Source organism: Streptomyces sp. NPDC012835 (genome assembly GCF_042900885.1).
Classification (GTDB): Bacteria; Actinomycetota; Actinomycetes; order Streptomycetales; family Streptomycetaceae; genus Streptomyces.
In genome coordinates this window covers 1,175,477-1,201,674 of record NZ_JBIBBW010000001.1, presented here as the reverse complement: position 1 = coordinate 1,201,674, position 26,198 = coordinate 1,175,477, and the positions used below count along the sequence as shown (strand labels likewise).

Genomic DNA, 26,198 nt, shown 5'->3' with positions numbered 1-26,198 from the left:
CGTCGGTGACACAGCCACCCGGAGGCCGGGCGCGGGACGCGCACCGCCCTTCCGGCGCGGCAACCCGCACGTACGAACAGCCCACTGTGGAGGACTTTCGTGCCCAGAAACCGCCCCAGAGCCAGATCCCTCCTCGCACTCCTGACGGGCGCCGTGCTCGTGGGATCGAGCCTCGGAGCCGTGCCCGCCACCGCCCACGACCCGGCCCCCGCGCCCTCGGAGGAGAGCTTCCAGCAGGTCACCCTCGCCAAGGGCGCCGACGAGGTGGGCGAGCCGATGTCGCTCGCCGTGCTGCCGGACCGCCGGGTGCTGCACACCTCGCGCGACGGCACCCTGCGCATCACCGACGCCGGCGGCGACACCACGGTGGCCGGCCGCCTCGACGTCTACAGTCACGACGAGGAGGGCCTCCAGGGCGTCGGGGTCGACCCGGACTTCGCCGAGAACCGGGCCGTCTACCTCTTCTACGCCCCGCCGCTCGACACCCCGCCCGGTGACGCCCCCGAGAACGGGACCGCCGCCGACTTCGCCCCCTTCGACGGCTACAACCGGCTCTCCCGCTTCACGCTGAACGAGGACTTCACCCTCGACAAGGGCAGCGAGAAGAAGGTCCTGGACGTCGCCACCTCGCGCGGCACCTGCTGCCACGTCGGCGGCGACATCGCCTTCGACGCGGACGGCAACCTCTACCTGTCGACCGGCGACGACACCAACCCGTTCGCCTCCGACGGATACAGCCCGCTCGACGAACGCCCCGACCGCAACCCCGCGTTCGACGCCCAGCGCAGCTCCGGCAACACCAACGACCTGCGCGGCAAGGTACTGCGCATCAAGGTCGCCGAGGACGGCTCGTACACCGTCCCCGAGGGCAACCTCTTCGCACCGGGCACCGCGAAGACCCGCCCCGAGATCTACGCGATGGGGTTCCGCAACCCCTTCCGGATCTCCGTCGACCAGCAGACCGGTGTCGTCTACGTCGGTGACTACGGCCCCGACGCCGGCGCCGCCTCCCCGACCAGGGGACCGGCCGGAATGGTGGAGTTCGCCCGGGTCACCGAGGCCGGGAACTTCGGCTGGCCCTACTGCGTCGGCAAGAACGAGCCGTTCATCGACTACGACTTCGCCACCAAGGCGTCCGGCGCCGCCTTCGACTGCGCGGCCCCGAAGAACACCTCGCCCAACAACACCGGACTCACCGACCTGCCGCCCGCCCAGCCGGCCTGGATCGACTACGACGGCGGCAGTGTGCCCGAGTTCGGCACCGGCTCCGAGTCCCCGATGGCAGGCCCGGTCTACCGCTACGACGCCGATCTGGACTCCCCGGTGAAGTTCCCCGAGGCGTACGACGGCGACTTCTTCGCGGGCGAGTTCGGCCGCCAGTGGATCAAGCGCATCGAGCAGTCCGACGACGGGACGGTCGGCACCATCAACCCGTTCCCGTGGTCCGGCACCCAGGTCATGGACATGGAGTTCGGCCCGGACGGCGCGCTCTACGTCCTCGACTACGGGCTGTCCTGGTTCGGCGGCGACGAGCACTCCGCGCTCTACCGCATCGAGAACGCCACCGGCGGCAAATCGCCCATCGCGGTGGCCGCCGCGAACAAGACCTCCGGTACGGCCCCGCTGAAGGTGACCTTCTCGTCGGCCGGCACCTCGGACCCCGACGGCGACCCGCTCGACTACGCCTGGGACTTCGGCGACGGCGGGACCTCCACCGAGGCCGACCCCGTGTACAAGTACAAGAAGAACGGCACCTACACGGCCCGGCTGACGGTCACCGACCCCACCGAACGCACCGCCACGGCATCCGTACGCGTGGTCGTCGGCAACACCGCACCCAAGGTGACCCTCGAACTGCCCGCCGACGGGACGCTGTTCAACTTCGGCGACAAGGTCCCCTTCAAGGTGAAGGTCACCGACCCCGAGGACGGCACCATCGACTGCTCCAAGGTCGTCGTCCGCTACATCCTCGGCCATGACAACCACGGCCACCCGATCACCTCCACCAACGGCTGCGAAGGCACGATCACCGCACCCGCCGACACCGAGCACGACCCCAACGCCAACATCTTCGGAGTGATCGACGCCGAATACACCGACGGCGGAGGCGGCGGCCAGGCCCCGCTCACCAGCCACGGCCAGGCCCAGCTCCAGCCGCGCCACCGGCAGGCCGAGCACTTCACCAACTCCGCCGGCATCAACGTCATCGAGAAGGCGGCGGCCAACGGCGGCAAGACCGTCGGCGACATCGACAACGGCGACTGGATCTCCTTCAAGCCGTACAACCTGACCGGGTCCAAGACCCTCACCGCCCGGATCTCCTCCGGCGGCGCGGGCGGATTCCTGGAGGTGCGCACCGGCTCCGCCGACGGCAAGCTGCTCGGCTCCTCGCCGGTCCCGGTGACCGGCTCGTGGGAGACCTTCCAGGACATCGACGTACCGCTGCGCTCCGTGCCGAAGAAGACCACCGAACTGTTCCTGGTCTTCAAGGGAGGCTCCGGCGCCCTCTTCGACCTGGACGACTTCAAGATATCCACGGCCGCGCCCGGCAGGACCGAGAAGCGGGTCCTGGTCTTCTCGAAGACCGCGGGCTTCCGGCACGACTCGATCCCGGAGGGCGTGGCCGCCCTCAAGGAGCTGGGGAAGACCACCGGCATCACCGTCGACTCCACCGAGGAGGCCGGCCAGTTCACCACCAACAACCTGGCCAGGTACGACGCCGTGGTGTTCCTCTCCACCACCGGTGACGTCCTCAACTCCGACCAGCAGAAGGCGTTCGAGAACTATGTGAGCACCGGCGGCGGCTACATGGGCGTGCACGCCGCGGCGGACACCGAGTACGAATGGCCCTTCTACGGCGGCCTGGTGGGCGCCTACTTCGACTCCCACCCGGCGATCCAGGACGCGACCGTCCGGGTCGAGGACAAGAGCCACCCGGCGACCGAGCACCTGGACGACGAGTGGCAGCGCACCGACGAGTGGTACAACTACCGCACCAACCCGCGTGAGCAGGCCCGGGTCCTCGCCACCCTGGACGAGACCACCTACCAGGGCGGCACCATGAAGGGCGATCACCCGATCGCCTGGTGCCAGACCTACCAGGGCGGCCGGTCCTTCTACACCGGCGGCGGCCACACCAAGGAGTCCTACGCGGACCAGCCCTTCCGGCAGCACCTGCTGGGCGGACTGCGCTACGCGGCCGGCCAGGTGAAGGCCGACTGCAAGCCGAGGACCGGTTACCGCTCCCTGTTCAACGGCAAGACCCTGGAGGGCTGGAAGCAGGCGGGACCCGGCAGGTTCGACGTCGTCGACGGCGAGCTGCGCTCCGAGGGCGGCATGGGGCTGCTCTGGTACCAGGCCAAGGAGCTGAAGGCGTACTCGCTCAAGCTCGACTGGAAGATGCGGGGCGACGACAACTCCGGTGTGTTCGTGGGCTTCCCGCCCTCCGACGACCCCTGGTCGGCGGTGAACAACGGCTACGAGGTGCAGATCGACGCCACCGACACCCCCGACCGCACCACCGGCGCGATCTACGGATTCAAGTCCGCCGACATCAAGGCAAGGGACCGGGTCCTGCGCCCGCCGGGCCAGTGGAACAGCTACGAGATCAAGGTCCAGGGTGAACGGCTGCGGGTCTTCCTCAACGGTGTGAAGATCAACGACTTCACCAACACCGACCCGGCCCGCAGCCTCACCGGCGGACACATCGGCCTCCAGAACCACGGTGCCGACGACCAGGTGTCGTTCCGCGACATCCAGCTCAAGGAGCTGCCCTCCTAGAGGCTTCCAGGAAAGCCCCGGGGCGGCCCGTCAGCCGGCGGCGGGCGGGGAGGCGCCGTACTCCCCGCCCGCCGTCCCCACCGATCCACCTCCGCGTCCACGCACGTACCTACATACACCGGCAGGGAGGCAGCCCATGACGACGACCGGTCCCATGACGACGACCAGAAGCGCACCGAACGCTGTACGCACCGGAGTGTGGTTCGTCGGAGCGCGCGGCTCCGTCGCCACGACGGCCGTCGCGGGATGCGCGGCGGTCACCGCCGGACTGCACCCCCCGACCGGCATGGTCACCGAGACCCCGCCCTTCGCCGTGGCCGGACTCCCCGCCCTGTCCTCCCTCGTCTTCGGCGGACACGACACCGCCGGCTGCCCGCTGCCCAAACGCGCCGAGGCGCTGACCGCCGCCGGCGTGCTGCCGCACGGCCTCACCGCCGCGATCCACACCGAACTCGAAGCGGCCGACCGGGAGATCAGGGCCGGCGGACCGCACCCCGGCGACACCAGGAGCGACGAGGAGATCATCGCCTCCTTCGCCGACGACCTCACCGACTTCGCCCGGCGTACCGGCGTCGCCCGCACGGTCGTCGTCAACGTGTCCTCCACCGAACCCACCCCGGCACCCGACGATCCCCGGCTGCCCGCCAGCTCGCTGTACGCCGCCGCGGCCGTCCGCGCCGGCTGCCCGTACGTCAACTTCACCCCTTCCACCGGGCTGCGCACCGGCCCGCTCACCGCCGCCGCCGAGGCCCGCGGACTTCCCCACGCGGGCCGCGACGGCAAGACAGGCCAGACGCTGCTCCGTTCCGTACTCGCCCCCATGTTCGTCCAGCGCGCCCTGACGGTACGGGCCTGGTCGGGCACGAACCTGCTGGGCGGCGGGGACGGAGCGGCGCTGGCCGACCCGGCCGCGGCGGCGGCCAAGAACGCCGGCAAGGAGCGCGTCCTCGCCGACACCCTGGGCACGGCGCCCGAGGGCGAGGTCCACATCGACGACGTACCGGCCCTCGGCGACTGGAAGACCGCCTGGGACCACATCGCCTTCGACGGCTTCCTCGGCTCGCGCATGATCCTCCAGACCATCTGGCAGGGCTGCGACTCGGCGCTCGCCGCGCCGCTCGTCCTCGATCTGGCCCGGCTGGTGGCCCGCGCCCACGAGGCCGGGCTGAGCGGACCGCTGCCGGAACTCGGCTTCTACTTCAAGGACCCGGACGGCGGCTCCGCCGCGCTCTCCGACCAGTTCGAGACGCTGCTGTCCTTCGCCGGCCGGCTGGCGCCCGAGCCGGCCACCGCGCCGCCGGGCGAAGACGCGGCGCGGACTGTGGGGGAGGCCCGGTGAACGCCCGCGCCTGGGCCGAACTCCTGCGGGTGTCCGCCCTGTTCACCGTGCCGGGCGACGCCCTGGCGGGCGCGGCGGCCGTGGGCGCGCGGCCCGGCCGGGGCACCGCGCTCGCCGTGGGCGCCTCGCTCTGCCTGTACGAGGCGGGCATGGCGCTCAACGACTGGGCGGACCGCGCCGAGGACGCGCGCGAACGCCCGCACCGCCCGATCCCCTCGGGCCGGATCTCCCCGACGGCCGCCCTCGCCGCTGCGGGCGGTCTGACGGCGGCGGGCCTCGCCCTCGCCGCCCGCGCTGGCCGTCCCGCCCTGGCGGTGGGCTCCGCCCTCGCGGCCACCGTCTGGTCCTACGACCTGTGGCTCAAGCACACCCCGGCGGGCCCGGCGGCGATGGGCGCCGCCAGAGCGCTCGACCTGCTGCTGGGCGCGACCGCCACGGCGCACGGGACGGCCCCGGCGGGAGCGGCCGAGGCTGCCCGGATACGTGCCGCGCTGCCGTCCGCCGCGCTGCTCGGCGCACACACCGTCGCCGTCACCACCGTCTCGCGGCGCGAGACCCAGGGCGGATCGACGGCGGCGCCGCTCGCCGCGCTCGCGGTCACGGGCGCGCTGGGCGCGTCCGTGGCACGGCGGCGGTCCCCGGCGCCCGCACCGGGCGGCACCACCACCACGCCCCCCGGTACCACCGCCCGTTCCGTCACCGGTTCCGTCCTCACCACCGCCCTGGCCGCCGTCTACGCCGGTACCGCGGGACGGCCCCTGCTGCACGCCGCGCTCAACCCCTCCCCGCCCCTCACCCAGCGCGCCGTCGGCGGGGGCATCCGGGCGATGATCCCGCTCCAGGCCGCCCTGGCCGCACGCGGCGGCGCGACCGGGATCGCGCTCGGCGTCATGGGGCTGGTTCCGGCGGCCCGTACCCTCGCACGGAGAGTGAGCCCGACATGAGACCGCGTTTCGGCTACGGCACCAACGGGCTCACGGATCTGCGGCTGGACGACGCGCTCGCGCTCCTCGCCGACCTCGGCTACGAGGGGGTCGGGCTGACCCTCGACCACATGCATCTCGACCCGCTCGCCCCCGACCTGGCCGCCCGCACCCGGCTCGTCGCCCGGCGACTGGCGGAGCTGGGACTCGACGTCACCGTCGAGACCGGCGCCCGCTATGTGCTCGACCCGCGCCGCAAGCACGGCCCCACCCTGCTGGACCAGGACCCCGAAGGCCGCGCCGCCCGGACCGCCCTGCTGGTCACGGCCGTCCGAGTGGCCGCCGACCTCGGCGCCGGCGCCGTCCACTGCTTCAGCGGCGTCACCCCGCCCGGCACGGACACCGACACCGCGTGGAAGCGCCTCGAAGAGGCCATGGGCCCCGTACTCGACGCGGCGGACACCGCCGACATCCCGCTGGCCATCGAGCCGGAACCCGGCCACCTCGTCTCCCGCCTCGCCGACTTCCACCGACTCAGACACCTCCTCGGCGACCCCGACCCGCTCGGCCTCACCCTCGACATCGGCCACTGCCAGTGCCTGGAGCCCGCGCCGCCCGCCGACTGCGTACGGGAAGCCGCGCCCTGGCTGCGCCACGTACAGATCGAGGACATGCGGCGCGGAGTCCACGAGCACCTCCCGTTCGGGGACGGCGAGATCGACTTCCCGCCGGTCCTCGACGCGCTCGCGGCCACCGGCTACCAGGGCCTGACCGTGGTCGAGCTGCCCCGGCACTCGCACGCGGGGCCCGAAATGGCCCGCAGATCCATGGACTTCCTCCGTACGGCAGGGGTGAACACATGACACCGAAGCGCCTCCCACCCACCGGCGGCGGGGACCGGGGCACCCCACCGGCCCGCGAGGAGCCGGCCGCCCCGCCTCCCCCGGACGCCGTGGCCTGGCTCGACACCGCCCTGGCCGAGGCGGCGGCCGGGCGCGGCGCGGACGACGGCCGCGCCGCCGCCTGGGAGCTGCGCTTCGCCGCCGCGGGCCGCCACTGCGGCCCGGAGCAGGCCGGCCCCGCACGCGCCCGGCTGCTGGCGGCGGCCGACGCCGGGACCGCCACCCTCACCCGGCTCTACCGGGGCGGCACCGCCACCGAACGCCTGGCCGTCCTGAACGCCCTGCCGGAGCGGGTACCGGGGCCCGAGGCGCTGCCCCTCGTCGAGGACGCCCTGCGGACCAACGACACCCGGCTGATCGCCGCGGCCGTCGGCCCGTACGCCGCCGCCCATCTCGACGCCCACGCCTGGCGTCACGCGATCCTCAAGTGCCTCTTCACCGGGGTACCCCTCGGCGCCGTCGCCGGTCTGGAGCGACGCGCCCGCGGCGACGCCGAACTGGCCCGGATGCTCGCCGACTTCGCGGCCGAGCGCACCGCCGCCGGCCGTCCCGTACCCGCCGACCTGCACCACGCGTCGCATCTCACCGGCGAGGAGTCCTGATGCGCATCTTCGACCCCCACATCCACATGACCTCCCGCACCACCGACGACTACCGGGCGATGTACGCCTCCGGAGTCCGCGCCCTGGTCGAGCCGTCCTTCTGGCTCGGCCAGCCCCGCACCTCGCCCGCCAGCTTCTACGACTACTTCGACGCGCTGCTCGGCTGGGAGCCCTTCCGCGCCGCCCAGTACGGCATCGCCCACCACTGCACACTCGCCCTCAACCCCAAGGAGGCGAACGACCCGCGCTGCCTGCCGGTCCTGGACGAACTGCCCCGCTACCTGGTCAAGGACGGTGTCGTCGCCGTCGGGGAGATCGGCTACGACTCCATGACCCCGGCCGAGGACACCGCCCTGGCCACCCAGCTCCAGCTCGCCGCCGACCACGGTCTGCCCGCACTCGTCCACACCCCGCACCGCGACAAGCTCGCCGGACTGCGCCGCACCATCGACGCCGTACGGGAATCCGCCCTGCCGCCCGAGCGGGTCCTGCTCGACCACCTCAACGAGACGACCGTCAAGGAAGCGGCCCTGAGCGGAAGTTGGCTCGGCTTCTCCATCTACCCCGACACCAAGATGGACGAGGACCGGATGGTGGCCGTCCTCAAGGAGCACGGCACCGAGAAGGTGCTCGTCAACTCGGCGGCCGACTGGGGCAACAGCGATCCCCTCAAGACCCGCAAGGTCGCCGACGCGATGCTCGCGGCCGGATTCGGCGAGGAGGACGTCGAGACGGTCCTGTGGCACAACCCCGTCGCCTTCTACGGACTCAGCGGCCGGCTCCAGCTGGACGTCCCCGCCCCCGAAGCGCTCCACGAGGGCAACTCCGTGCTGCGCGGCGGGGAGTGACCGCATGCGCTTCCGCCACCCCGACGGCTCCACCGTCCACCTCGCGTACTGCACCAACGTCCACCCCGCCGAGACCCTCGAAGGGGTACTGGGTCAACTGCGCGACCACTGCGAACCGGTCCGCAGACGCCTCGGCCGGGACCGGCTCGGCATCGGCCTCTGGCTCGCCAAGGGCGCGGCGAAGGCCCTGATCAACGATCCGGTGGCGCTGCGCGGGCTGCGCGCGGAACTGGACCGGCGCGGCCTGGAGGTCGTCACGCTCAACGGCTTCCCCTACGAGGGATTCGGCGCCGAAGAGGTCAAGTACCGCGTGTACAAGCCGGACTGGGCCGACCCCGAACGGCTCGCGCACACCAGCGACCTCGCCCGGCTGCTGGCCGCGCTGCTGCCCGACGACATCACCGAGGGCTCCGTCTCGACCCTCCCGCTCGGCTGGCGCACCGCCTGGGACGCCACCGCCGCCGACACCGCCAGGACCGCGCTGACCACCCTCGCCGAACGGCTCGACGCACTGGAGGAGCTGACCGGGAAGTCCATCAGCGTCGCCCTGGAGCCGGAGCCGGGCTGCACCGTCGAGACCACCGCCGACGCCATCAAACCCCTGACCGGCCTCGCCCCGCACCGGATCGGGGTCTGCGTCGACACCTGCCACCTCGCCACCTCCTTCGAGGACCCCACCACCGCCCTGGACGCGCTGGCGGCCGCCCGCATCGCCATCCCCAAGGCCCAGCTCTCCGCCGCGCTGCACGCCGAACAGCCCCATCTGCCCGAAGTACGCGAGGCGCTCGCCGCCTTCGCCGAACCGCGCTTCCTGCACCAGACCCGGGCCCGCACGGCCGCCGGGCTGCTCGGCACCGACGACCTGGACGAGGCCCTCGCCGGAGAGACACTGCCCGACGACACACCCTGGCGTTCCCACTTCCACGTCCCGCTGCACGCGCCGCCCGCCCCGCCGCTCACCTCCACCCTCCCCGTACTCCGGGACGCGCTGACCCGGCTCGTCGGCGGACCGGCGCCCCTGACCCGCCACCTGGAGGTCGAGACCTACACCTGGCAGGCGCTCCCGGCCGAACAGCGCCCCCGCTCGCGCGGCCGGCTCGCCGACGGGATCGCCGCCGAACTCACCCTGGCCCGCGATCTGCTGATCGACCTCGGCCTGAAGGAGCTGCCGTGACCGAGAGCCCGAGCCCCACACCGCTGCTGGTCCTCGACGTGGTCGGCCTCACTCCTCAGCTGCTCCGCCACATGCCCCGCCTCAAGGAGCTGGCCGCCACCGGTTCCCGGGCGCCGCTGACCACGGTGCTGCCCGCCGTCACCTGCAGCGCCCAGTCCACCTTCCTCACCGGCACGCTCCCCGCCGAGCACGGCATCGTCGGCAACGGCTGGTACTTCCGCGAGCTGGGCGACGTACTGCTCTGGCGCCAGAACAACGGACTGGTCGCGGGGGACAAGCTCTGGGACGCCGCCCGCCGCGTCCACCCCGGCTACACCGTCGCCAACGTCTGCTGGTGGTACGCGATGGGCGCCGACACCGACTACACCGTCACCCCGCGCCCGGTCTACTACGCGGACGGGCGCAAGGAGCCCGACTGCTACACCCGGCCCCCCGAACTGCACGACGAACTCACCGAGGCGCTCGGCACGTTCCCCCTCTTCCACTTCTGGGGACCCGGCGCCGACCTCGTCTCCTCGCAGTGGATCGTGGACGCCACCCGGCACATCATCGACACCCGGGGGCCCGATCTGGCCCTGTGCTACCTCCCGCACCTCGACTACGACCTCCAGCGCCACGGCCCCGACGACCCGCGCTCCCACCGGGCGGCCGCCGACCTCGACGCCGTCCTCGCCCCGCTTCTCGACGACGCCGCCGCGCAGGGCCGTACCGTCGTCGCGCTCTCCGAGTACGGCATCACCCGCGTCTCCCGGCCCGTCGACATCAACCGGGCGCTGCGCAGGGCGGGGCTCCTGGAGGTGCACACCCAGGACTCCATGGAGTACCTCGACCCCATGGCCTCCCGCGCCTTCGCCGTCGCCGACCATCAGCTCGCGCACATCTACGTGCGCCGCCCCGAGGACCTGGAGGCGACCCGCGAGGCGCTCGCCGGGTTGCCCGGGATCGACGAGATCCTGGACGACGAGGGCAAGAAGGCCCACGGACTCGACCACCCCCGCTCGGGCGAGCTGGTGGCCGTCGCCGAACCCGACGCGTGGTTCACGTACTACTACTGGCTGGACGACGACCGGGCGCCCGACTTCGCCCAGCTGGTGGAGATCCACCGCAAACCCGGCTACGACCCCGTCGAGCTGTTCATGGATCCGCTCGATCCCTGGGTACGCCTGAAGGCCGCGAAGGCCGTCGCGCGCAAGAAGCTCGGCATGCGCTACCGCCTCGCGGTCGTCCCCCTGGACCCCTCGCCCATCCGGGGCAGCCACGGACGCCTTCCCCGCAGCGACGACGAGGGTCCGCTCCTCATCTGTTCCACCCCCGGTGCCGTCGGCGACCGCGTCGCGGCCACCGATGTGAAGTCCCTGCTCCTCCGACTCGCCGGACTGCGCTGACCACCACCGCACGACGGCGAGCCCCCGACACAAGGAGTCCCCCCTCATGAGCCGCAAGAAGTCAGCCGACCCCGAACTCGCCCACCAGCTCAGCAGACGCGGCATGCTCGGTGTCACCGCCGGTGTCTCCGCCGCCGCTCTGCTGGGCGCCTCGGCCATCCCGGCCGCGGCCCAGGGCGCCCCGGCCGGGCACGGGCACGGGCACGGCCACGGGTCCGGCCCCGGGTCCGGCCCCGGCAAAGGACAGCCCGTCCTGACCCCGGGCCGGCTCGGCGTCCAGCTCTACTCCCTGCGCGACAAGGTCTCCACCCTCGGCTTCGCCAAGGTCTTCGACGAGCTGGAGCGCTTCGGCTACGACGAGATCGAGTACGCGGGCTACACCCAGGGCTCGGCCGGGGCGATCACACTGCCGCAGCTCAAACGGCTCGCCAGGGACCACGGCCTCAAGGGCATCGGCAGCCATGTCAACTACTACGACGACAACAACCCCGGCGCCTACAGCTTCGCGCAGAACCTCACCAAGGTCCTGGACGACGCCCAGGAACTCGGCCTCGAACACATCGGCACGGCCTCGGGACCGTTCCGCTACGGATCGACCGTGGACGCCTGGAAGCGGGCCGCCGCTGACTTCAACACCTACGGCGCGGCGGCCAGACGGCGTGGCATGAAGTTCTACCAGCACAACCACGCGGAGGAGTTCTCCTTCGCCACCGACCGGCCGAACGTCCGCCTCTACGACGTGCTGCTCGCCGAGACCGATCCGAACCTGGTCTATCTGGAGATGGACATCTACTGGGCGTTCGCCGGCCAGTTCCGCTTCAGCAGGACCGCCGAGGGCCGGCCCGCCCCCTTCGACCCGCTGGAGTACGTACTGAGGCAGCCCCACCGCTATCCGCTCTTCCACGTGAAGGACGGGATAGCGGACATCGCCGCCCGCGACGGCTACCGGATGGTGGACGTCGGGGACGGCGACATCGACTACAGGCGCTTCATCTCGGCGGTGAACAAGACCCGCGACGGGCGCCGCGCGCACCACTGGCAGGTGGAGCACGACGAGCCGGTGGACTCGCTCGCCTTCGCCCGGAAGTCGGCCGCGCATCTGCACTCCCTGCGCGAGAGGCGCTGACCGGCTCCCGGGCCCCGCGGCGCACACCGCGGGCGTACGTACGGTCCGCCGCGAGGTCGCTCAGGCGCCTCGCGGCGGGCCGCCCGGCTGTCGCAGCGTCAGCGAGATCCCGGCGGCGATCAGCGACACCACACCGGAGGCCGTGTACGCGCCGACGTACCCCCACGACGCCACCACCACCGCGCCGACGCCCCCGCCGAACAACCCGCTGACCAGCTTCGCGCTGTACACCATGCCGTAGTTCGAGGCGTTGTTGTTCTCTCCGAAGTAGTCCGGTACGAGAGCGGCGAACAGCGGATAGAACGCGCCGCCGCCGAAGCCGGAGAGAAAGGCGAAGACCAGGAACAGCGTCTGGTTGCGTACCTCCCCGGCCCACAGCACACCGAACTGTGCCACGGCCAGCACCAGACAGACATACGTCAGTGTGGTGCGCCGGCCCAGCTTGTCCGAGAGCCACCCCACCACACCGCGTCCGGTGCCGTTGATCACCGACATCACCCCCATCGACGAGGCGGCGATCAGCGGACCGAACCCCATCTCCTTCGCGAAGGGCACCTGGAACGAGATCCCGAAGATGGAGACGCCCGCGCAGCACAGCATGCACAGCCACATCAACGGGACCGTGCCGGTCCCCAACGCCTCGCGTGGGGTGAACTGCCGTACCGCCGGAGGGTTCTTGACCAGCGCGGCCGAGGACTTGGTGTTCCCCGTGCGGTTGACCGGATCGACATGCGCCGGCCACCAGTTCTTGGGCGGGTCCTTGAAGAACAGCCCGGCGATCAGCGTCAGGGCCAGCACGTACACACCGACGAGGTCGAGCACGGTGTGGTAGTTCGCGGTGTCGAAGCCGTAGGTGAACAGGAAGATGAACGGCACCGCGCCGTAGGCGAAGGCGCCGTTGACGAAACCCGTCTTGCCGCCCCGGCGCTCCGGGTACCACTTGCCGACCATGTTCACACTGGTCGAGTAGATCAGTCCCGAGCCCACCCCGCCGAGCAGCCCGAATCCCGCCAGCGCGAACCAGAAGTTCGGCGAGTGACTGATGCTGAGGAAACCGAGCAGCGAGCAGAGCGAGCCGATGAGCATGGCGGATCTGCTCTTCAGGATTCCCTTCTCGCGTAACCGGCCGGCCGGGAAGGAGACCGCCGCCTGGAAGAAGATCCAGACACTGAGGACCCAGAACGTGTTGGTCGAGGTCCAGTGGTGTGCTTTGGAGAGCGTCTCCTCCGCGGCCCCGAAGGCGTACTCGAACACACTGATGGCGAGCATGGCGAGCCACGGCAGTGCCACCATCGTCCAGCGGGGAAGGCCGAGGATCTGCCGGTCGGACTCGCCGACCCGGTAGACCCGGCCGCGTTCGTCGGTGATCTCGTGGTAGTCCGTGCCGGCCGCGGCCGGCACGGACGTACCTGAGAGAGGTTCCGCTGTCATATCAGTCGATCTCCCGGATGAGCGGATTCGGACGGGTCATGACCTGCTGGGCGTCCGGCCTGCCGGGCGCTCTCGCGTGACCGCCCGGCGAAAGGGCGGTGGAGCTGTCCTGTCGTACGAGTCGTGTGCTTCTCATCGGTGTCGCACCCCTTGCGTCGAAAGAACCGGCCGGCGTCCCCCGTCCCAACCTCCGTGCCCACCCGGGTGGGCTCAGGTCATCGACCGCCCCCCAGCAGCCCCGCGGCGCGGGCCCACGCGTACTTGGCACCCAGCACGGCGACCGGCCGTTCCGTGGTGTACGGATAGGCCACCACCCCGTGCTCGAAGAGGTACTGGCACGCCTCCTCGACCTCCACATCGCCCGCGAGCGACGCGACGACCGGCTTGCTGATGCCCCGCTCCCGGAACTCCGCCACCACCCGGGCCGTCAGCTCGGCGAACACCATCGGCGGGGTGACGATCGTGTGCCAGTAACCCAGCACCAGCGCGTGGATCCGCGGGTCCTCCAGGCCGAGCCGGATCGTCGCCTCGTAGGTGGACGGCGGTTCGCCGCCGGTGATGTCCACCGGATTGCCCGCAGCGCCGAAGGGCGGGATGAACGCCCGGAACGCCTGGTCGAGATCCGGCGGGATCTCCATCAGGGAGAGCCCGTTGTCGACGATGGCGTCCGAGAGCAGCACCCCCGAGCCGCCGGCGCCGGTGATGATGACGACGTTGTCACCCTGCGGCGTGGGTAGCACCGGCAGCGCCCGCGCGTACTCCAGCATCTCGCTCAGCCCCGGCGCCCTGATGACCCCGGCCTGGCGCAGGATGTCGTCGTACACCGCGTCGTCCCCGGCGAGCGCGCCGGTGTGCGAGCCCGCCGCCCTCGCGCCCGCCGCCGTCCGTCCGGCCTTGAGGACCACCACCGGCTTCTTCGGTACGGTGGCCCGCGCCGCGGCCACGAAGGCGCGGCCGTCCTTGAGGTCCTCCAGGTGCATGGCGATGCACTCGGTGTGCGGGTCCTCGCCGAACCAGGTCAGCAGATCGTCCTCGTCCAGATCGGACTTGTTGCCGAGCCCGACGATGGCGGACACCCCCGTCCTGGTGGTCCGCGCGAAGCCGAGGATCGCCATCCCGATGCCGCCGGACTGCGAGGTCAGCGCCACCCCGCCCCTGACGTCGTACGGGGTGCAGAAGGTGGCGCACAGGTCCTGCCAGGTGGAGTAGTAGCCGTAGATGTTCGGCCCGAGCAGCCGCACACCGTAGCGCTCCGCGATCTCCACGATCCTTTCCTGGAGGGCGTGTTCACCGGTCTCCGCGAAGCCGGAGGGGATCAGCACGGCGTTCGGGACGCCCTTGCGGCCCACCTCCTCCAGCGCCGCCGGAACGAACTTCGCGGGGATCGCGAACACCGCCACGTCGGGTTCGCCCGGCACGTCCGTCACGCTCTTGTACGCCTTGCGGCCGCAGATGTCGTCGGCCTTGGGATTCACCGGATGGATCTCACCGGGAAACCCGCCGTCGATCAGATTGCGCATGACCGAATTGCCGATCTTGCCCTGCTCGTTGGAGGCGCCGATCACCGCCACCGAGGCGGGCTTCATCAGCCGGCCCATCGAGACGAGGATCTCCTCGCGGGTGTAGGTGCGCCGCCGGGCCGGCTGTTCCGTGGTGAGCAGGATCCGTACGTCGGCGGCCATCACCCCGCTCGCCGAGGCGAACACCGGGTTGAGATCGACCTCCGCGATCTCGGGGAAGTCCGCCGCGAGGCGTGACACCCGTACGATCAGCCCGGCGAGCGCCTCCCGGTCGACGCCGGGGGCGCCGCGCACCCCGCGCAGGATCTCCGCCGCGCGGATGCCGTCGAGCATCGACCGCGCGTCGTCCTCGGTGGCCGGGGCGAGCCGGAAGGTGACGTCCTTGAGGACCTCCACCAGCACTCCGCCGAGGCCGAAGGCCACGATCTTGCCGAAGGTCGGGTCGGTGACCGTACCGATGAGCACCTCGGTGCCCTCGGGCACCATCTGCTGCACCTGGACGCCGAGGATCCGGGCGTCCGGCGCGTAGGCACGGACGTTGGAGACGATCGCGGAGTAGGCCCCGCGCACCTCGGCGGCCGTGGTGAGGCCGATCCGCACCCCGCCCGCGTCCGTCTTGTGCAGGATCTCGGGCGAGACGATCTTCATCGCCACCGGGAACCCGATCCGCGCGGCGAACGCCACCGCCTCGTCGGCGGTCTCGGCGAGCGCCTCGGCGGGGGTGGGGATGCCGTACGCGTCCGTGACGGCCTTGCCCTCGGGCGCGGTGAGCGAGGTGCGCCCTTCGGCGAGCGCCGCGTCGAGGACGGCGCGTACCGCGCGTACGGTCTCCGCGCCCTGCTGACTGTCGTGCGTGGTGTCCACGTCAGATGACTCCGTCCGTCTTGAGAAGTCGCAATTCCTCTTCGCTCAGGCCGAGTTCCTCGCCGTACACCTCCGTGTTGTGCTCGCCCAGCAGCGGTGAGGTGACCACATCGACGGGGGAGTCGGAGAGCTTGAGCGGAGAGCCCACCGTGGTGAAGGAGCCGCGTTCGGGGTGGGGGACCTCGACGACCATCCCGTTGGCGGCGAGCGAGGCGTCCTCGACGATCTCCCTGGTGGAGAGGATCGGACCGCACGGGATGTTGTGGGCGTTGAGCCTCTCCAGCACCTCCCACTTGGGGAGGGTGGCCGTCCACTCCTCGATGAGCTGGAACATCTTGCCCAGCTTCGGCAGCCGCGCCTCGGGGGTGGCCCACTCGGGGTCGTCGGCCAGTTCGGGACGGCCCATCAGCTCGGTGACCGGCCGCCAGCCCACCGGCTGGACGATCACATACACGTAGTCGTTGGGGCCGCCCGGTGCGCAGCGCACGGCCCAGCCGGGCTGCCCGCCACCGCTCGCGTTGCCGCTGCGCGGCACCTCGTCGCCGAAGTCGTCGTTGGGATACTCCGCGAGCGGTCCGTGGGCGAGCCGCTGCTGATCACGGAGTTTCACCCGGCAGAGATTGAGCACGGCGTGCTGCATCGCGACATTGACCCGCTGGCCGCGCCCGGTGCGCTCCCGCTGGAGGAGCGCGGCGAGAATGCCGGCGACCGCGTGCACACCGGTCCCCGAGTCGCCGATCTGGGCGCCGGTCGCGAGCGGGGGACCGTCCTCGAACCCGGTCGTGGACATCGAGCCGCCCATGGCCTGCGCGACGACCTCGTACGCCTTGAAGTTGGTGTACGGGCCCTCGCCGAACCCTTTGATGGAGGCGTACACGATGCGCGGGTTGATCTCCTGGATGCGCTCCCAGGTGAACCCCATCCGGTCCACGGCGCCGGGGCCGAAGTTCTCCACCATCACGTCGGAGCGGCGGATGAGTTCCGTGAGGATCTCCTTGCCGCGCTCCGTCTTGGTGTTGAGGGTGATGGACCGCTTGTTGCAGTTGAGCATGGTGAAGTAGAGCGAGTCGACATCGGGGATGTCGCGCAGCTGCTTACGGGTGATGTCGCCGGTCGGCGCCTCCAGCTTCACCACGTCGGCACCGAGCCAGCCCAGCAACTGCGTTGCCGAGGGGCCCGACTGAACGTGCGTCATGTCCAGCACGCGGACACCGGAGAGCGCCTTCGTGTCCACCGGGTTCTCAAGAGCCGAGGTCATGGGAGGGCTCCTTCGCTTACTTGTACATGGTCTGGTTCATGGTTCCGGGGGCGTACGCGTCGGGGTCCACCCAGACGTTGATCAGCGACGGCAGTCCGGACTCGCGCGCCCGCCGCAGGGCCGGCGCGATCTCGGCGGGGTCGCGGACCTCCTCGCCGTAACCGCCCAGCATCTGGGCGAACTTGTCGTAGTGGACATCGCCCAGGGTGTTCCCGACGCGCTCGCGCTCGTCGCCGTACTTGGCCTTTTGGCCGTAACGGATCTGGTTCATCGAGGAGTTGTTGCCCACGATGCCGACGAAGGGCAGGTTGTAGCGGACGAGCGTCTCGAAGTCCCAGCCGGTCAGCGAGAACGCGCCGTCCCCGAAGAGGGCGACGACCTCCTTGTCGGGCCTGGCCTGCTTGGCGGCGAGGACGAACGGCACACCGACCCCGAGGGTGCCGAGCGGACCGGGGTCCATCCAGTGGCCCGGTGACTTGGGCTGGACGACCTGCCCGGAGAAGGTGACGATGTCGCCGCCGTCCCCGATATAGATCGAGTCCTCGGTGAGGAATTCGTTGATCTCGCTGACCAGCCGGTACGGGTGGATGGGCGAGGCGTCCGAGCGCAGCTGCGGCAGCCGCTTCTCGACGGCCGTCTGTTCGGCGGCGCGCAGCTCGTCCAGCCATGCCTTGCGCTTGACCGCACCGCCGTTGAGCCGCCCGCTCGCGGCCTGGGTGACGGAGGCCAGGACGAGCCCGGCGTCACCGACGATGCCGAGGTCGACGTCGCGGTTCTTGCCGACCGTGCGGTAGTCGAGGTCGATCTGCACGACGGTCGCGTCGGGCGAGAGCCGCTTGCCGTACCCCATGCGGAAGTCGAAGGGCGTACCGACGATGACGATGAGGTCGGCGTTGGAGAAGGCGTAGCGGCGGGAGAGCTGGAAGTGGTGCGGGTCACCGGGCGGCAGGGTGCCGCGCCCCGCACCGTTCATGTACGCGGGCACGTTGAGGGTGCGCACCAGCTCGACGGCCGCGTCCGTCCCCCGGGTCGTCCAGACCTGGCTGCCGAGCAGGATCGCCGGCTTCTCGGCGCGCACGAGCAGATCGGCGAGCTTCTCGACGGCCTCGGGGTCACCGGTCGAGCGGGTCGAGGCCCGGTAGCGGCCGGCCTCGGGGATCCGGGCCTTCGACACCGGCACCTTGGCGTCGAGCACATCGCGCGGGATTTCCAGGAAGGACGGCCCCGGTGCGCCGTGGTAGCACTCGCGAAAGGCCATGGACACCATGTCGGCGGCGCGCGCCGTGTCCGGCACGGTGGCGGCGAATTTGGTGATCGGCGTCATCATGTCGACATGCGGCAGGTCCTGGAGCGAGCCCATCTTGTGCTGGGAATGGGCCCCTTGGCCGCCGATGAGCAGCATGGGGGACTCGGCGCGGAACGCGTTGGCGACACCGGTGACGGCGTCGGTCGTCCCGGGGCCGGCGGTGACCACCGCACAGCCCGGCTTGCCGGTGATCCGGGCATAACCGTCGGCGGCGTGCGCGGCCACCTGCTCGTGGCGTACGTCGACGACATCGATGCCCTCGTCGACGCAGCCGTCGTAGATGTCGATGATGTGGCCGCCGCAGAGTGTGTAGATGACCTCGACACCCTCAGCTTTGAGTGCCTTGGCGACCAGATGACCACCGGAGATGAGTTCCTGGCTGTCGTCGGGCATGAGGAGGTCCCTGTCCCTTCGTAGGGGAGGGCGACCGCCCTCCCTGAACATTGCATACAGTCGACGAATACTGTATGAAGCTTGTTATCCCGCATCCGGTCCGCGGTGTCCAGAGGGCGTCCGGCACTTTCCGGGCCGGGGGCCGGAATCGGCGGCGGGACAAGGCCGGTGGGGGAGCCACCGGCATCGGCGCGTGACGTCCCTCATAGTTGAAGGAGAGTGCGTGTCAGCACGTGCCCGAATGGCTACCGTCCAGTAGCAAGGCGCGGCGACCACGGGCGAACCGTCCCGCGCCGTGCGCTCTGCCCACCGGGCCGGACCGCCCTTCGGGCCACACGCGGCCGGAGCGCCGGCCCCACGCGCAACGGAAGCCACGCACCTCCCGCCTTCTCCGAGCGGAGACCCCCATGGCCCCCACAACCCCCTCTTCGCCCCTCGTCCTCAAACCGGGCACGTCCTGGCCCGACGCCTGGGAGCGCTGCCTCGCCGTCGCCCCCGAGGCGTTCCGCGACGACCGCGTACTCAATCTCTGGGCGTCGTCGTGGCAGGCCGACGGCCGCGCCCTGCCGGCCACCAGCCCGGTCGACGGCACCCCGATCGCCGGCCCGCCGCGGCTGGACGCGGCCACGGCGCACCGGGCGGTACGCGCGAGCCTGGACGCCCACCGCGACTGGCTCCAGGTCCCCCTGCCGGAGCGCAGGGCGCGCGTCGCGGCCACCCTCGACGCCCTCGCCGAACACCGCGAGCTGCTCGCCCTCCTCCTCGTCTGGGAGATCGGCAAGCCCTGGCGGCTCGCCCGCGCGGACGTGGACCGGGCCATCGACGGCGTGCGCTGGTACGTGGACGGCGTCGAACCGATGCTCGCGGACCGCACCCCGCTGCCGGGCCCCGTCTCCAACATCGCCAGCTGGAACTACCCGATGTCGGTCCTCGTCCACGCGATGCTGGTCCAGGCGCTGGCCGGCAACGCGGTGATCGCCAAGGCCCCCACCGACGGCGGCGTGGCGTGTCTGACCCTGGCCTGCGCGCTCGCCGCCCGCGAGGGCGTCCCCGTCACCCTGGTCAGCGGCGGCGGCCGCGAACTCTCCGAGGCGCTCGTGCGCGCGCCGGAGATCGGCTGCGTCTCCTTCGTCGGGGGCCGCGACACCGGGGCCAGGATCGCCACGGCGGTCACCGACCTCGGCAAACGCCATGTCCTCGAACAGGAGGGCCTGAACACCTGGGGCGTCTGGAACTTCACCGACTGGCCCGCGCTGACGTCCGTGATCCCCAAACTCTTCGACTACGGCAAGCAGCGCTGCACGGCCTACCCGCGCTTCGTCGTCCAGCGCACACTCTTCGCCGACTTCCTGGCCGCCTACCTCCCCGCGGTGCGCTCCCTGCGCTTCGGCCACCCCCTCGCGGTGGAGCGGCCGGAGGACGCGTTGCCCGAGCTGGACTTCGGGCCGCTCATCAACGCGGCCAAGGCCAAGGAGCTGTCCGACCAGGTCGCCGAGGCGATCGGCCGCGGAGCCGCCCCGCTCCACCGGGGCTCGACGGCCGACGGCCGCTTCCTCCCCGGCCAGGACACGAGCGCCTACCTCCCGCCCGTCACCCTGCTGAACCCGCCCCCGTCCTCCCCGCTGCACCACGCGGAGCCCTTCGGCCCGGTCGACACCGTCGTGCTGGTGGACACCGAGGCCGAACTGCTGGCCGCGATGAACGCCTCGAACGGCGCCCTCGTCGCCACCCTCTCGACCGACGACCCGGGCACCTACGACCGTCTCGCCCCCGAGATCCGCGCTTTCAAGACCGGCCACGGCGTCCCGCGCTCGCGCGGCGACCGCGACGAGCTGTTCGGCGGCTTCGGCCACTCCTGGCGCGGCGCCTTCGTCGGCGGCGACCTGCTCGTACGAGCGGTCACCACCGGCCCGCCCGGCGAACGCGCGCCCGGCAACTTCCCCGACTACCACCTGATGCCCTGAGCCCCGCCGGGCGCCGCCCCGACCTCCGGCGGCGCCCGGACGCCCTCCCCGCACGGCACGCGCCCACCCGCCCCCACTCCGCGCACGCCGCGCCGCCGCGCACCGCTGACCACCGGATATGGCGGTGAGAGCGGCCCCCGTGCCCTGGTATTGTTGACTCTGTCGCCGCGACCACGGGAAGCGGTTCGACCACTCGTCCGGGTGGCGGAATGGCAGACGCGCTAGCTTGAGGTGCTAGTGCCCTTTATCGGGCGTGGGGGTTCAAGTCCCCCCTCGGACACCAGGGGTAATCCACGTAATCGCCCCGCTTGGCTTCACAGAACTCCCAGCACGGATGCGTCCGGGCTGGGAGTTCTTCGTGTTTTTGGGATCTTGTTCGGTTCCAGGCGTGCGGGGGGGGCATGGCGAGGCCGACGTAGGAGGGCCTCGGTCTGATCACGTCCGTGCCTGTCGTGTGCCGTCCGCCCCACAGGTTCACAGCGGACGGGGCGCCCTTCGGCCCGCGGCAGGCGGTTCCCCGGCCCGCACCGCCCGGCCGGTGTCGTGTTCACCGCTGCTGCGGACGGCCGGGTTCCCGGACGGGTGTCGTTGCGCCGTCCGGGACGCTGTCTGTCCGATAGTGAACTGCTGCGTTGCGCAGGGCGGGCGTCGGCGGAGGAGGACACGGTGTGCACGAGCCGGCGGTGTGTGGCCATGCCAGGTACGGATTGCGGGGCCGGTGGGGCAGCCGACCCGCTCGCGGTGGCAGCCGCTCGGGGGAAGGGCGACCTCCGGGAGAGGCGCGTCGGCGAACTGGGCTATGGCGTGCTGCCCAAGTCCCGCCCGGCCCACGACGCCTGGCACGCACGCTCGCCGCGTTGTCGGGATCACCCCCGTCCGCCCAGTACGGATCGACAGATCACCCCCCCCACGTTGGAGAAGCCATGCGTAGAAGTCGCAGGTACGTAGTTCTCGCCACCACCGCAACGCTCGTACTCACCTCTGCCGCGTTCGCCACGGCCGCCCCCGACAAGGATGGATTCCAGGCGAGTCCCACCCCCTACAAGGACGCGGACTTCAGCCGCATCACCGGCCGTCTGGTCTCTTCGTTCAACTCGGGTACGGGGCTGTGCTCCGCCTCTGTGGTGAAGTCGACCAGCCGCAGTGTTGTTGTCGCAGCCGCTCACTGCGTCTACCACAAGGACACCAAGGAGACGGCGTACGAGAGCTACTTCGTCCCTGCCTCAGAGGGCAGGGAACTCATCATGGGGCAGCCGTACGGGGCGTGGAAAGCCGCGCACATCTACGTCGATGACAGCTACAAGGCGCACAGTGCCACGCACAACGACTTCTCGCTGATCCGGCTGGAACCACATGGGTCCCCCGACGCGATTGATCCGGTCATCAACAAGCCGGTCGAGGACGTGGTCGGGGCCTTCGCGCCGCAGGAACTGAAGGGCGACCACATGATGCGTCTGGTCGGCTACCCCGTGGGAGACACCGAGAACTACACGGACGGAACCCAGGTCTACTGCGACGGCGACTGGGCCTACGACACGACAGCCGACCCCAAGGGCAGCTTCCTGACCCCGGACTGTATCGCTCACAGCGGCAACAGCGGTGGTCCGCTCCTCAAGGGCTCCGAAAAGGACGGTTGGGTCTTCGCGGGAGTCGGCGCGAACATTGACAGCGTCAGCGGGAAGACGGTCACGAAGGTCGCCCCGGTGAACGACATCTTCAAGAACCTCTTCGCGCGGGCCGACCGCCCGTAGGGGCCAGGGCTCAAGGCCCCGGCGAACCCAGCCACCCGCCCTGCCGGCCGCACCGGCCCACCAGGCAGGCCCGCTGTGCCCGCCGGGGGCCGACTCCACCCGGACGGTTCGCTCAGCTCGTCGTGTCCGACTCCTGCGAAGGCCCCAGCCTTCCGGACCTTCCGTCCGTCCGTGAAGTACGGCGTCACCAAGCCCTTGAAGGAGACGGCCCTGGGTGCCGGGCGGTCGGGCCGTCACACTGCCCGACCGCCACAGCAGCAGGCCGGCCCGGGTCCGATGGCCGTGGTCGAGGAGGCCGCCCCTGCCCGAGTCAACTGACCGGGCAGGACACGCTCCGATCGGCTGAATCCGGGCTCCGACAGGGCTACGCACGGTGTGATGGCGAGCAACTGCCCCGTCCTTTGGAGAGACATGCGCACTCGAACCACTGCCGTTGTCATCGCTCTGGCTGCCGCCGGCATCCTTGCCGGCGGCGGCTCCGCCTTCGCCGACACCGGCGCCCGGGGTGGCGAGCCCTCATCTCCCAGCGTCAACTTCGCGGCAAGTGGCTCCGTCGGGGACATTTACTGCGGCGGCGTCATCAATGTCCCGGGCCGCCAGGAGCCGAACATCCACAATTCCTGCGCCAACCAGCGCCAGGAGCTGGAGCAGGAGCAGGAGCAGGGCAACGCCGGCTGACGAACGTCTGGCTTCCGAAGCCCTGATACGGGCCCGCCGGTACGCTCTCCGGGGATCCTGAACCAGTGACGCAGAGACCGGGTCCCGGACGGCCCGTCACCGCGCTGCCGCAGTGGTGACGGGCTCTCGGCGTTCGACCCGGCCGATGAGGACATCCAGGAAACAACTGTGCGCTCTACTCCGGTACGTCCGCCCCGCGCACCAAGCGGTGGAACCGGCCGCCCCTGGACGGACCCGGCGTGACGGACCCGGCGCCCAGCCGCACAGAACCGCTGAGCTGAGCCCGTGCTCCAGCTTGGTCGTCCCCTCCGTGAGCGACCGGGGAGGCGGCAGCAGCCTCTGCGGCTGACCCGCACCATGCGCCGGCCGGGGGACGGGCGGGTCCGGCGCGAGAGGGAATGCCGCCTCCGCCGGACCCGTGGCGTCCGGCCAATGGCCCCGCCGGGGGGCCTCGCCCACGATCAAGTGAAGGCGCGGAGCGCTGTACACCCAATGGGTCGGCTGGGGGCCACTTCAAGAAGTGGGCGTTGAAGCGGCCGACGGGCTTCGGGCCCGGCCCGGTAGGATCCCGCCGCCTGGGGCAGCCGTCTGCCGCTGAGTCCTGGTGGCTGTCCGAAGCGGGCCGCAGTGGGTGCGGGAGAGCGTCCACGGCCGGACTGCGAACGACACGGGTCCGGTGTCTGCGCGTGGCGGCCGGTCCGGCGGCGGGTTTCAGGTGGTCAGATGGAAGCCGGTGCCGACGCCTCCCCGGTTGGTCATCTCGTCGATGATGCTCTGGATCGGCGAACCGTGCAGGGCGCCCCAGGCGTTGCCCACCAGCGTCGTGCCGGCGACGACAGGGGAACCGGAGTCGCCGGAGTCGGTCCAGATCAAATGGGAGAACCAGATCCCGTTGGTGCCGGTCCGCACGCCGCACGTGCGGCCCGTCCGGTGGCCCTGCTTGCACATGCGGGTCCCGACGGCGGGCGGGGTGCCGATCGAGGATATGGTCACGTCGCCGACCGTGTCGGTGGCCTCCACCCGGCTTTCGTCCAGTGCGACCACCGCGTAGTCGAGGCCCTTGGGCCCGTCGCTGAACAGGTTGTTGGGCGTGCTGACGTAGGTCACCTCGCCGATGGCGCCCGTCACCAGGTCGGGACGGGAGTCGGCGACCGGCGCCGGGGCGAAGGCCGTTCCGGCGGGTGAACTGTCCCGGTGGACCTTCGCGCCGACGAGCTTGTTGCCCTCGCCGTCGATGAAGCAGTGGGCGTTGGTCAGGCCGACCAGGTTGCCCAGGGTGTCGCGGCCGACCGCGGTGAGTGTGCAGGTGTAGTAGCTCCGGTAGTCCTCCGGGCTCGGAGCCATCCGGAAGATGATGCCGGTGCCACCGCCGACGGGCGTACGGGCTTCGGCGGCGGCGTGGACAGAAGACGGTGTTGTCGCGGCGGCGCCGGGGGCGGACACGAGTGCCGTGCCCATCAGGGCGAAGGCGATTGCGAGGGCTCGAACGGCGTGCGTCATGTGTTCACTTCCTGGGGGAGTCGGGTCGGGCGGGGCATCGGTCACGGCTTCGCCCGGATGCCCGGTGGGCGGAACGTCGCGCGCCGGGCCGTCCGGTGCCGCTCCGGCGAGCACGGAGGCGGCACCGGGGCCGGCGGGCTCAGGCGCAGGAGGTGAAGACCGGATGGGTGTTCGCGATGTAGTGGGTCGCGCCGCCCGCCGGGTCGTCCTCCAGGGGCACGGTGACGGTGTCCTCGGCGGTCCAGGGCAGTCCGCGCGCGTCGAACGTCCAGGTACCGGTCACCTTCGTGGCCAGCACGGAGAGGGTCACCCAGCCGTACTGTGCGGCCGGGACGGGCACCGCGACCTGGTTGTTGACGCTCTCCGAGCCGCTCCAGACATGGGTCAACTGGTTCTCGAGGGTCGCCGTGACCTTCAGCGCCAGATTCGGGAGATCGCCCGTGGTGAAGCCGGACGACATCTTGGTCGAGACGGAGCTCTGCCAGCCGGTGGTCTTGTTCACCGCGAAGGTCTGGGTGATGGGCCCGCTGGTGTTGTTGAGCCAGACCGATGACGCGCAGACCGTGGGCAGCGGAACCGGAGAGCTTTCACTCTTCGCCGCCCAGGAGCAGGTGGACGTGTCCTTCTGGCACTGTTTGGCGGCGTACTCCACCGCCAGTTTTCGTGCTTCGGGGACGGTGGACCACTGCTGATTCGCCCGGCCGTGGCAACTGGACTGCCCCGTCCACGCGTCGTCGTACTGAGCGCCGGCGATGAGGTCGAGACACGAGTTGTCGTTCTTGTTGCGGATCATGAACGCGTTGGCCGCCCCCGGAACCGGCTGGAAGTACCACTGCTGGCTGTTCTGCCCCCTGCAGGTCTGCTGGCGCAGGGCGGGCCAGCCGATGTCGACGCACTTGCCTGTCGTGTTGTTCACGATGGTGAAGGACGAGTCGGACGAAGCGACGTTCAGGCGCCACGACTGGTGGTGGCCGGGTGCCGTGTTGGTGACGATGAAAGCCCCGTCACCGAGTGACCCGTTCTGCACATCGAGCACCCGGCCATTGCTGAGCGAGGTGAAGTCCAGGCACTGGAGCGGTGATCCGCAGTTCTCCTCGGCGCGGGCCTCGGGCGTCTGGGACGGGGATGCCACGACGCCCAGGGCGACGCAACAGGTCACCAGGACAGCGGCGAGCGCGCGCAGGCAGGGAGACGGTCGCCTGGGGAAGGAAAGTAACGCCATGACGGGGTGGTTCCTCTCATGTCGGGTTCAGGTGGTCGGCACCAGGAGCGCGCCCCCAACGGCCGGAGCGAGCGCCGCAATCCCGGCCCGGAACGCGGTCCACGAGGCCCTGAGCGGAGCGGCCGTGGCCACAGCGCGCTGTCGCGGGTGCCACCTGATGCTGGCGTTCCCGTCGCTCGGCCGGACAGGTCACCGCACCGGTCATATATGACCGGTGGTCACGGTAGGCTCC

The 26,198-nt window shown here is 71.0% G+C and carries 19 protein-coding genes and 1 tRNA gene; 13 read left to right on the top strand and 7 right to left on the bottom strand.

What is annotated here, in order from left to right:
• The first annotated feature begins 99 nt into the window (after positions 1 to 99).
• From ACFY6S_RS04875 to ACFY6S_RS04835, 9 genes are all read left to right on the top strand, one after another.
• Positions 100 to 3,780, top strand: a complete 3,681-nt coding sequence (locus tag ACFY6S_RS04875; RefSeq protein ID WP_388822849.1) for a ThuA domain-containing protein — start codon at positions 100 to 102, stop codon at positions 3,778 to 3,780.
• A gap of 136 nt (positions 3,781 to 3,916) precedes the next feature.
• Positions 3,917 to 5,119, top strand: a complete 1,203-nt coding sequence (locus ACFY6S_RS04870) for an inositol-3-phosphate synthase (protein ID WP_388822847.1) — start codon at positions 3,917 to 3,919, stop codon at positions 5,117 to 5,119.
• Positions 5,116 to 6,063 carry an SCO3242 family prenyltransferase gene (locus ACFY6S_RS04865; RefSeq protein ID WP_388822845.1) on the top strand — a complete coding sequence of 316 codons (948 nt, stop codon included), beginning with the start codon at positions 5,116 to 5,118 and terminating at the stop codon, positions 6,061 to 6,063. Before ACFY6S_RS04870 ends, ACFY6S_RS04865 begins: the two co-directional genes overlap by 4 nt.
• Complete coding sequence (locus tag ACFY6S_RS04860; protein ID WP_388822843.1) at positions 6,060 to 6,905, top strand: sugar phosphate isomerase/epimerase family protein; 846 nt, start codon at positions 6,060 to 6,062, stop codon at positions 6,903 to 6,905. The genes ACFY6S_RS04865 and ACFY6S_RS04860 overlap by 4 nt, the downstream gene beginning before the upstream one ends.
• Positions 6,902 to 7,546 (top strand): EboA domain-containing protein, encoded by a 645-nt coding sequence (locus ACFY6S_RS04855; RefSeq protein ID WP_388822841.1) that lies wholly within the window; start codon positions 6,902 to 6,904, stop codon positions 7,544 to 7,546. Before ACFY6S_RS04860 ends, ACFY6S_RS04855 begins: the two co-directional genes overlap by 4 nt.
• Positions 7,546 to 8,394, top strand: a complete 849-nt coding sequence (locus ACFY6S_RS04850; RefSeq protein WP_388822839.1) for a TatD family hydrolase — start codon at positions 7,546 to 7,548, stop codon at positions 8,392 to 8,394. Before ACFY6S_RS04855 ends, ACFY6S_RS04850 begins: the two co-directional genes overlap by 1 nt.
• Positions 8,395 to 8,398: 4 nt before the next feature.
• Complete coding sequence (gene eboE / locus ACFY6S_RS04845) at positions 8,399 to 9,568, top strand: metabolite traffic protein EboE (protein WP_388822837.1); 1,170 nt, start codon at positions 8,399 to 8,401, stop codon at positions 9,566 to 9,568.
• On the top strand, positions 9,565 to 10,953 hold the full coding sequence (locus ACFY6S_RS04840; protein WP_388822835.1) for an alkaline phosphatase family protein: 1,389 nt from the start codon (positions 9,565 to 9,567) through the stop codon (positions 10,951 to 10,953). Before eboE ends, ACFY6S_RS04840 begins: the two co-directional genes overlap by 4 nt.
• A 46-nt stretch (positions 10,954 to 10,999) precedes the next feature.
• A complete protein-coding gene (locus tag ACFY6S_RS04835) occupies positions 11,000 to 12,079 on the top strand; it encodes a sugar phosphate isomerase/epimerase family protein (RefSeq protein ID WP_388822833.1) in 1,080 nt (359 codons plus the stop codon).
• Positions 12,080 to 12,139: 60 nt separating this feature from the next.
• On the opposite strand, the gene ACFY6S_RS04830 is transcribed toward ACFY6S_RS04835, so the two are convergent.
• From ACFY6S_RS04830 to ACFY6S_RS04810, 5 genes are all read right to left on the bottom strand, one after another.
• Positions 12,140 to 13,510: an OFA family MFS transporter gene (locus ACFY6S_RS04830; protein WP_388822831.1), complete on the bottom strand. Its 1,371-nt coding sequence runs from the start codon at positions 13,508 to 13,510 to the stop codon at positions 12,140 to 12,142.
• 1 nt (position 13,511) lies between these two features.
• Positions 13,512 to 13,646 (bottom strand): hypothetical protein, encoded by a 135-nt coding sequence (locus tag ACFY6S_RS04825; protein WP_388822830.1) that lies wholly within the window; start codon positions 13,644 to 13,646, stop codon positions 13,512 to 13,514.
• Between the two features lie 79 nt (positions 13,647 to 13,725).
• Entirely contained in the window at positions 13,726 to 15,894 is a 2,169-nt protein-coding gene (locus ACFY6S_RS04820; RefSeq protein WP_388822828.1) for an acetate--CoA ligase family protein, read from the bottom strand.
• 1 nt (position 15,895) lies between these two features.
• Positions 15,896 to 17,152, bottom strand: coding sequence for a formyl-CoA transferase (frc, locus tag ACFY6S_RS04815; protein WP_388822826.1), 1,257 nt, complete (start codon positions 17,150 to 17,152; stop codon positions 15,896 to 15,898).
• A gap of 16 nt (positions 17,153 to 17,168) precedes the next feature.
• Positions 17,169 to 18,851, bottom strand: a complete 1,683-nt coding sequence (locus ACFY6S_RS04810) for a thiamine pyrophosphate-binding protein (protein WP_388822824.1) — start codon at positions 18,849 to 18,851, stop codon at positions 17,169 to 17,171.
• A gap of 407 nt (positions 18,852 to 19,258) precedes the next feature.
• On the opposite strand from ACFY6S_RS04810, the gene ACFY6S_RS04805 reads away from it, so the two are divergent.
• The 4 genes from ACFY6S_RS04805 to ACFY6S_RS04790 all read left to right on the top strand — a co-directional run bounded on the left by ACFY6S_RS04805 (position 19,259) and on the right by ACFY6S_RS04790 (position 23,244).
• Complete coding sequence (locus tag ACFY6S_RS04805) at positions 19,259 to 20,815, top strand: aldehyde dehydrogenase family protein (RefSeq protein ID WP_388822822.1); 1,557 nt, start codon at positions 19,259 to 19,261, stop codon at positions 20,813 to 20,815.
• 195 nt (positions 20,816 to 21,010) lie between these two features.
• Positions 21,011 to 21,098, top strand: a tRNA-Leu gene (locus ACFY6S_RS04800).
• A 640-nt stretch (positions 21,099 to 21,738) separates the two neighbouring features.
• Positions 21,739 to 22,566, top strand: a complete 828-nt coding sequence (locus ACFY6S_RS04795; protein WP_388822820.1) for a trypsin-like serine peptidase — start codon at positions 21,739 to 21,741, stop codon at positions 22,564 to 22,566.
• 411 nt (positions 22,567 to 22,977) lie between these two features.
• Complete coding sequence (locus ACFY6S_RS04790) at positions 22,978 to 23,244, top strand: chaplin (protein WP_388822818.1); 267 nt, start codon at positions 22,978 to 22,980, stop codon at positions 23,242 to 23,244.
• Positions 23,245 to 23,955: 711 nt separating this feature from the next.
• Here ACFY6S_RS04790 and ACFY6S_RS04785 read toward each other — a convergent pair.
• Positions 23,956 to 24,744, bottom strand: coding sequence for a peptidase S1 (locus ACFY6S_RS04785; RefSeq protein ID WP_388822816.1), 789 nt, complete (start codon positions 24,742 to 24,744; stop codon positions 23,956 to 23,958).
• A 139-nt stretch (positions 24,745 to 24,883) separates the two neighbouring features.
• Complete coding sequence (locus tag ACFY6S_RS04780; RefSeq protein ID WP_388822814.1) at positions 24,884 to 25,966, bottom strand: RICIN domain-containing protein; 1,083 nt, start codon at positions 25,964 to 25,966, stop codon at positions 24,884 to 24,886.
• Positions 25,967 to 26,198: the final 232 nt, after the last annotated feature.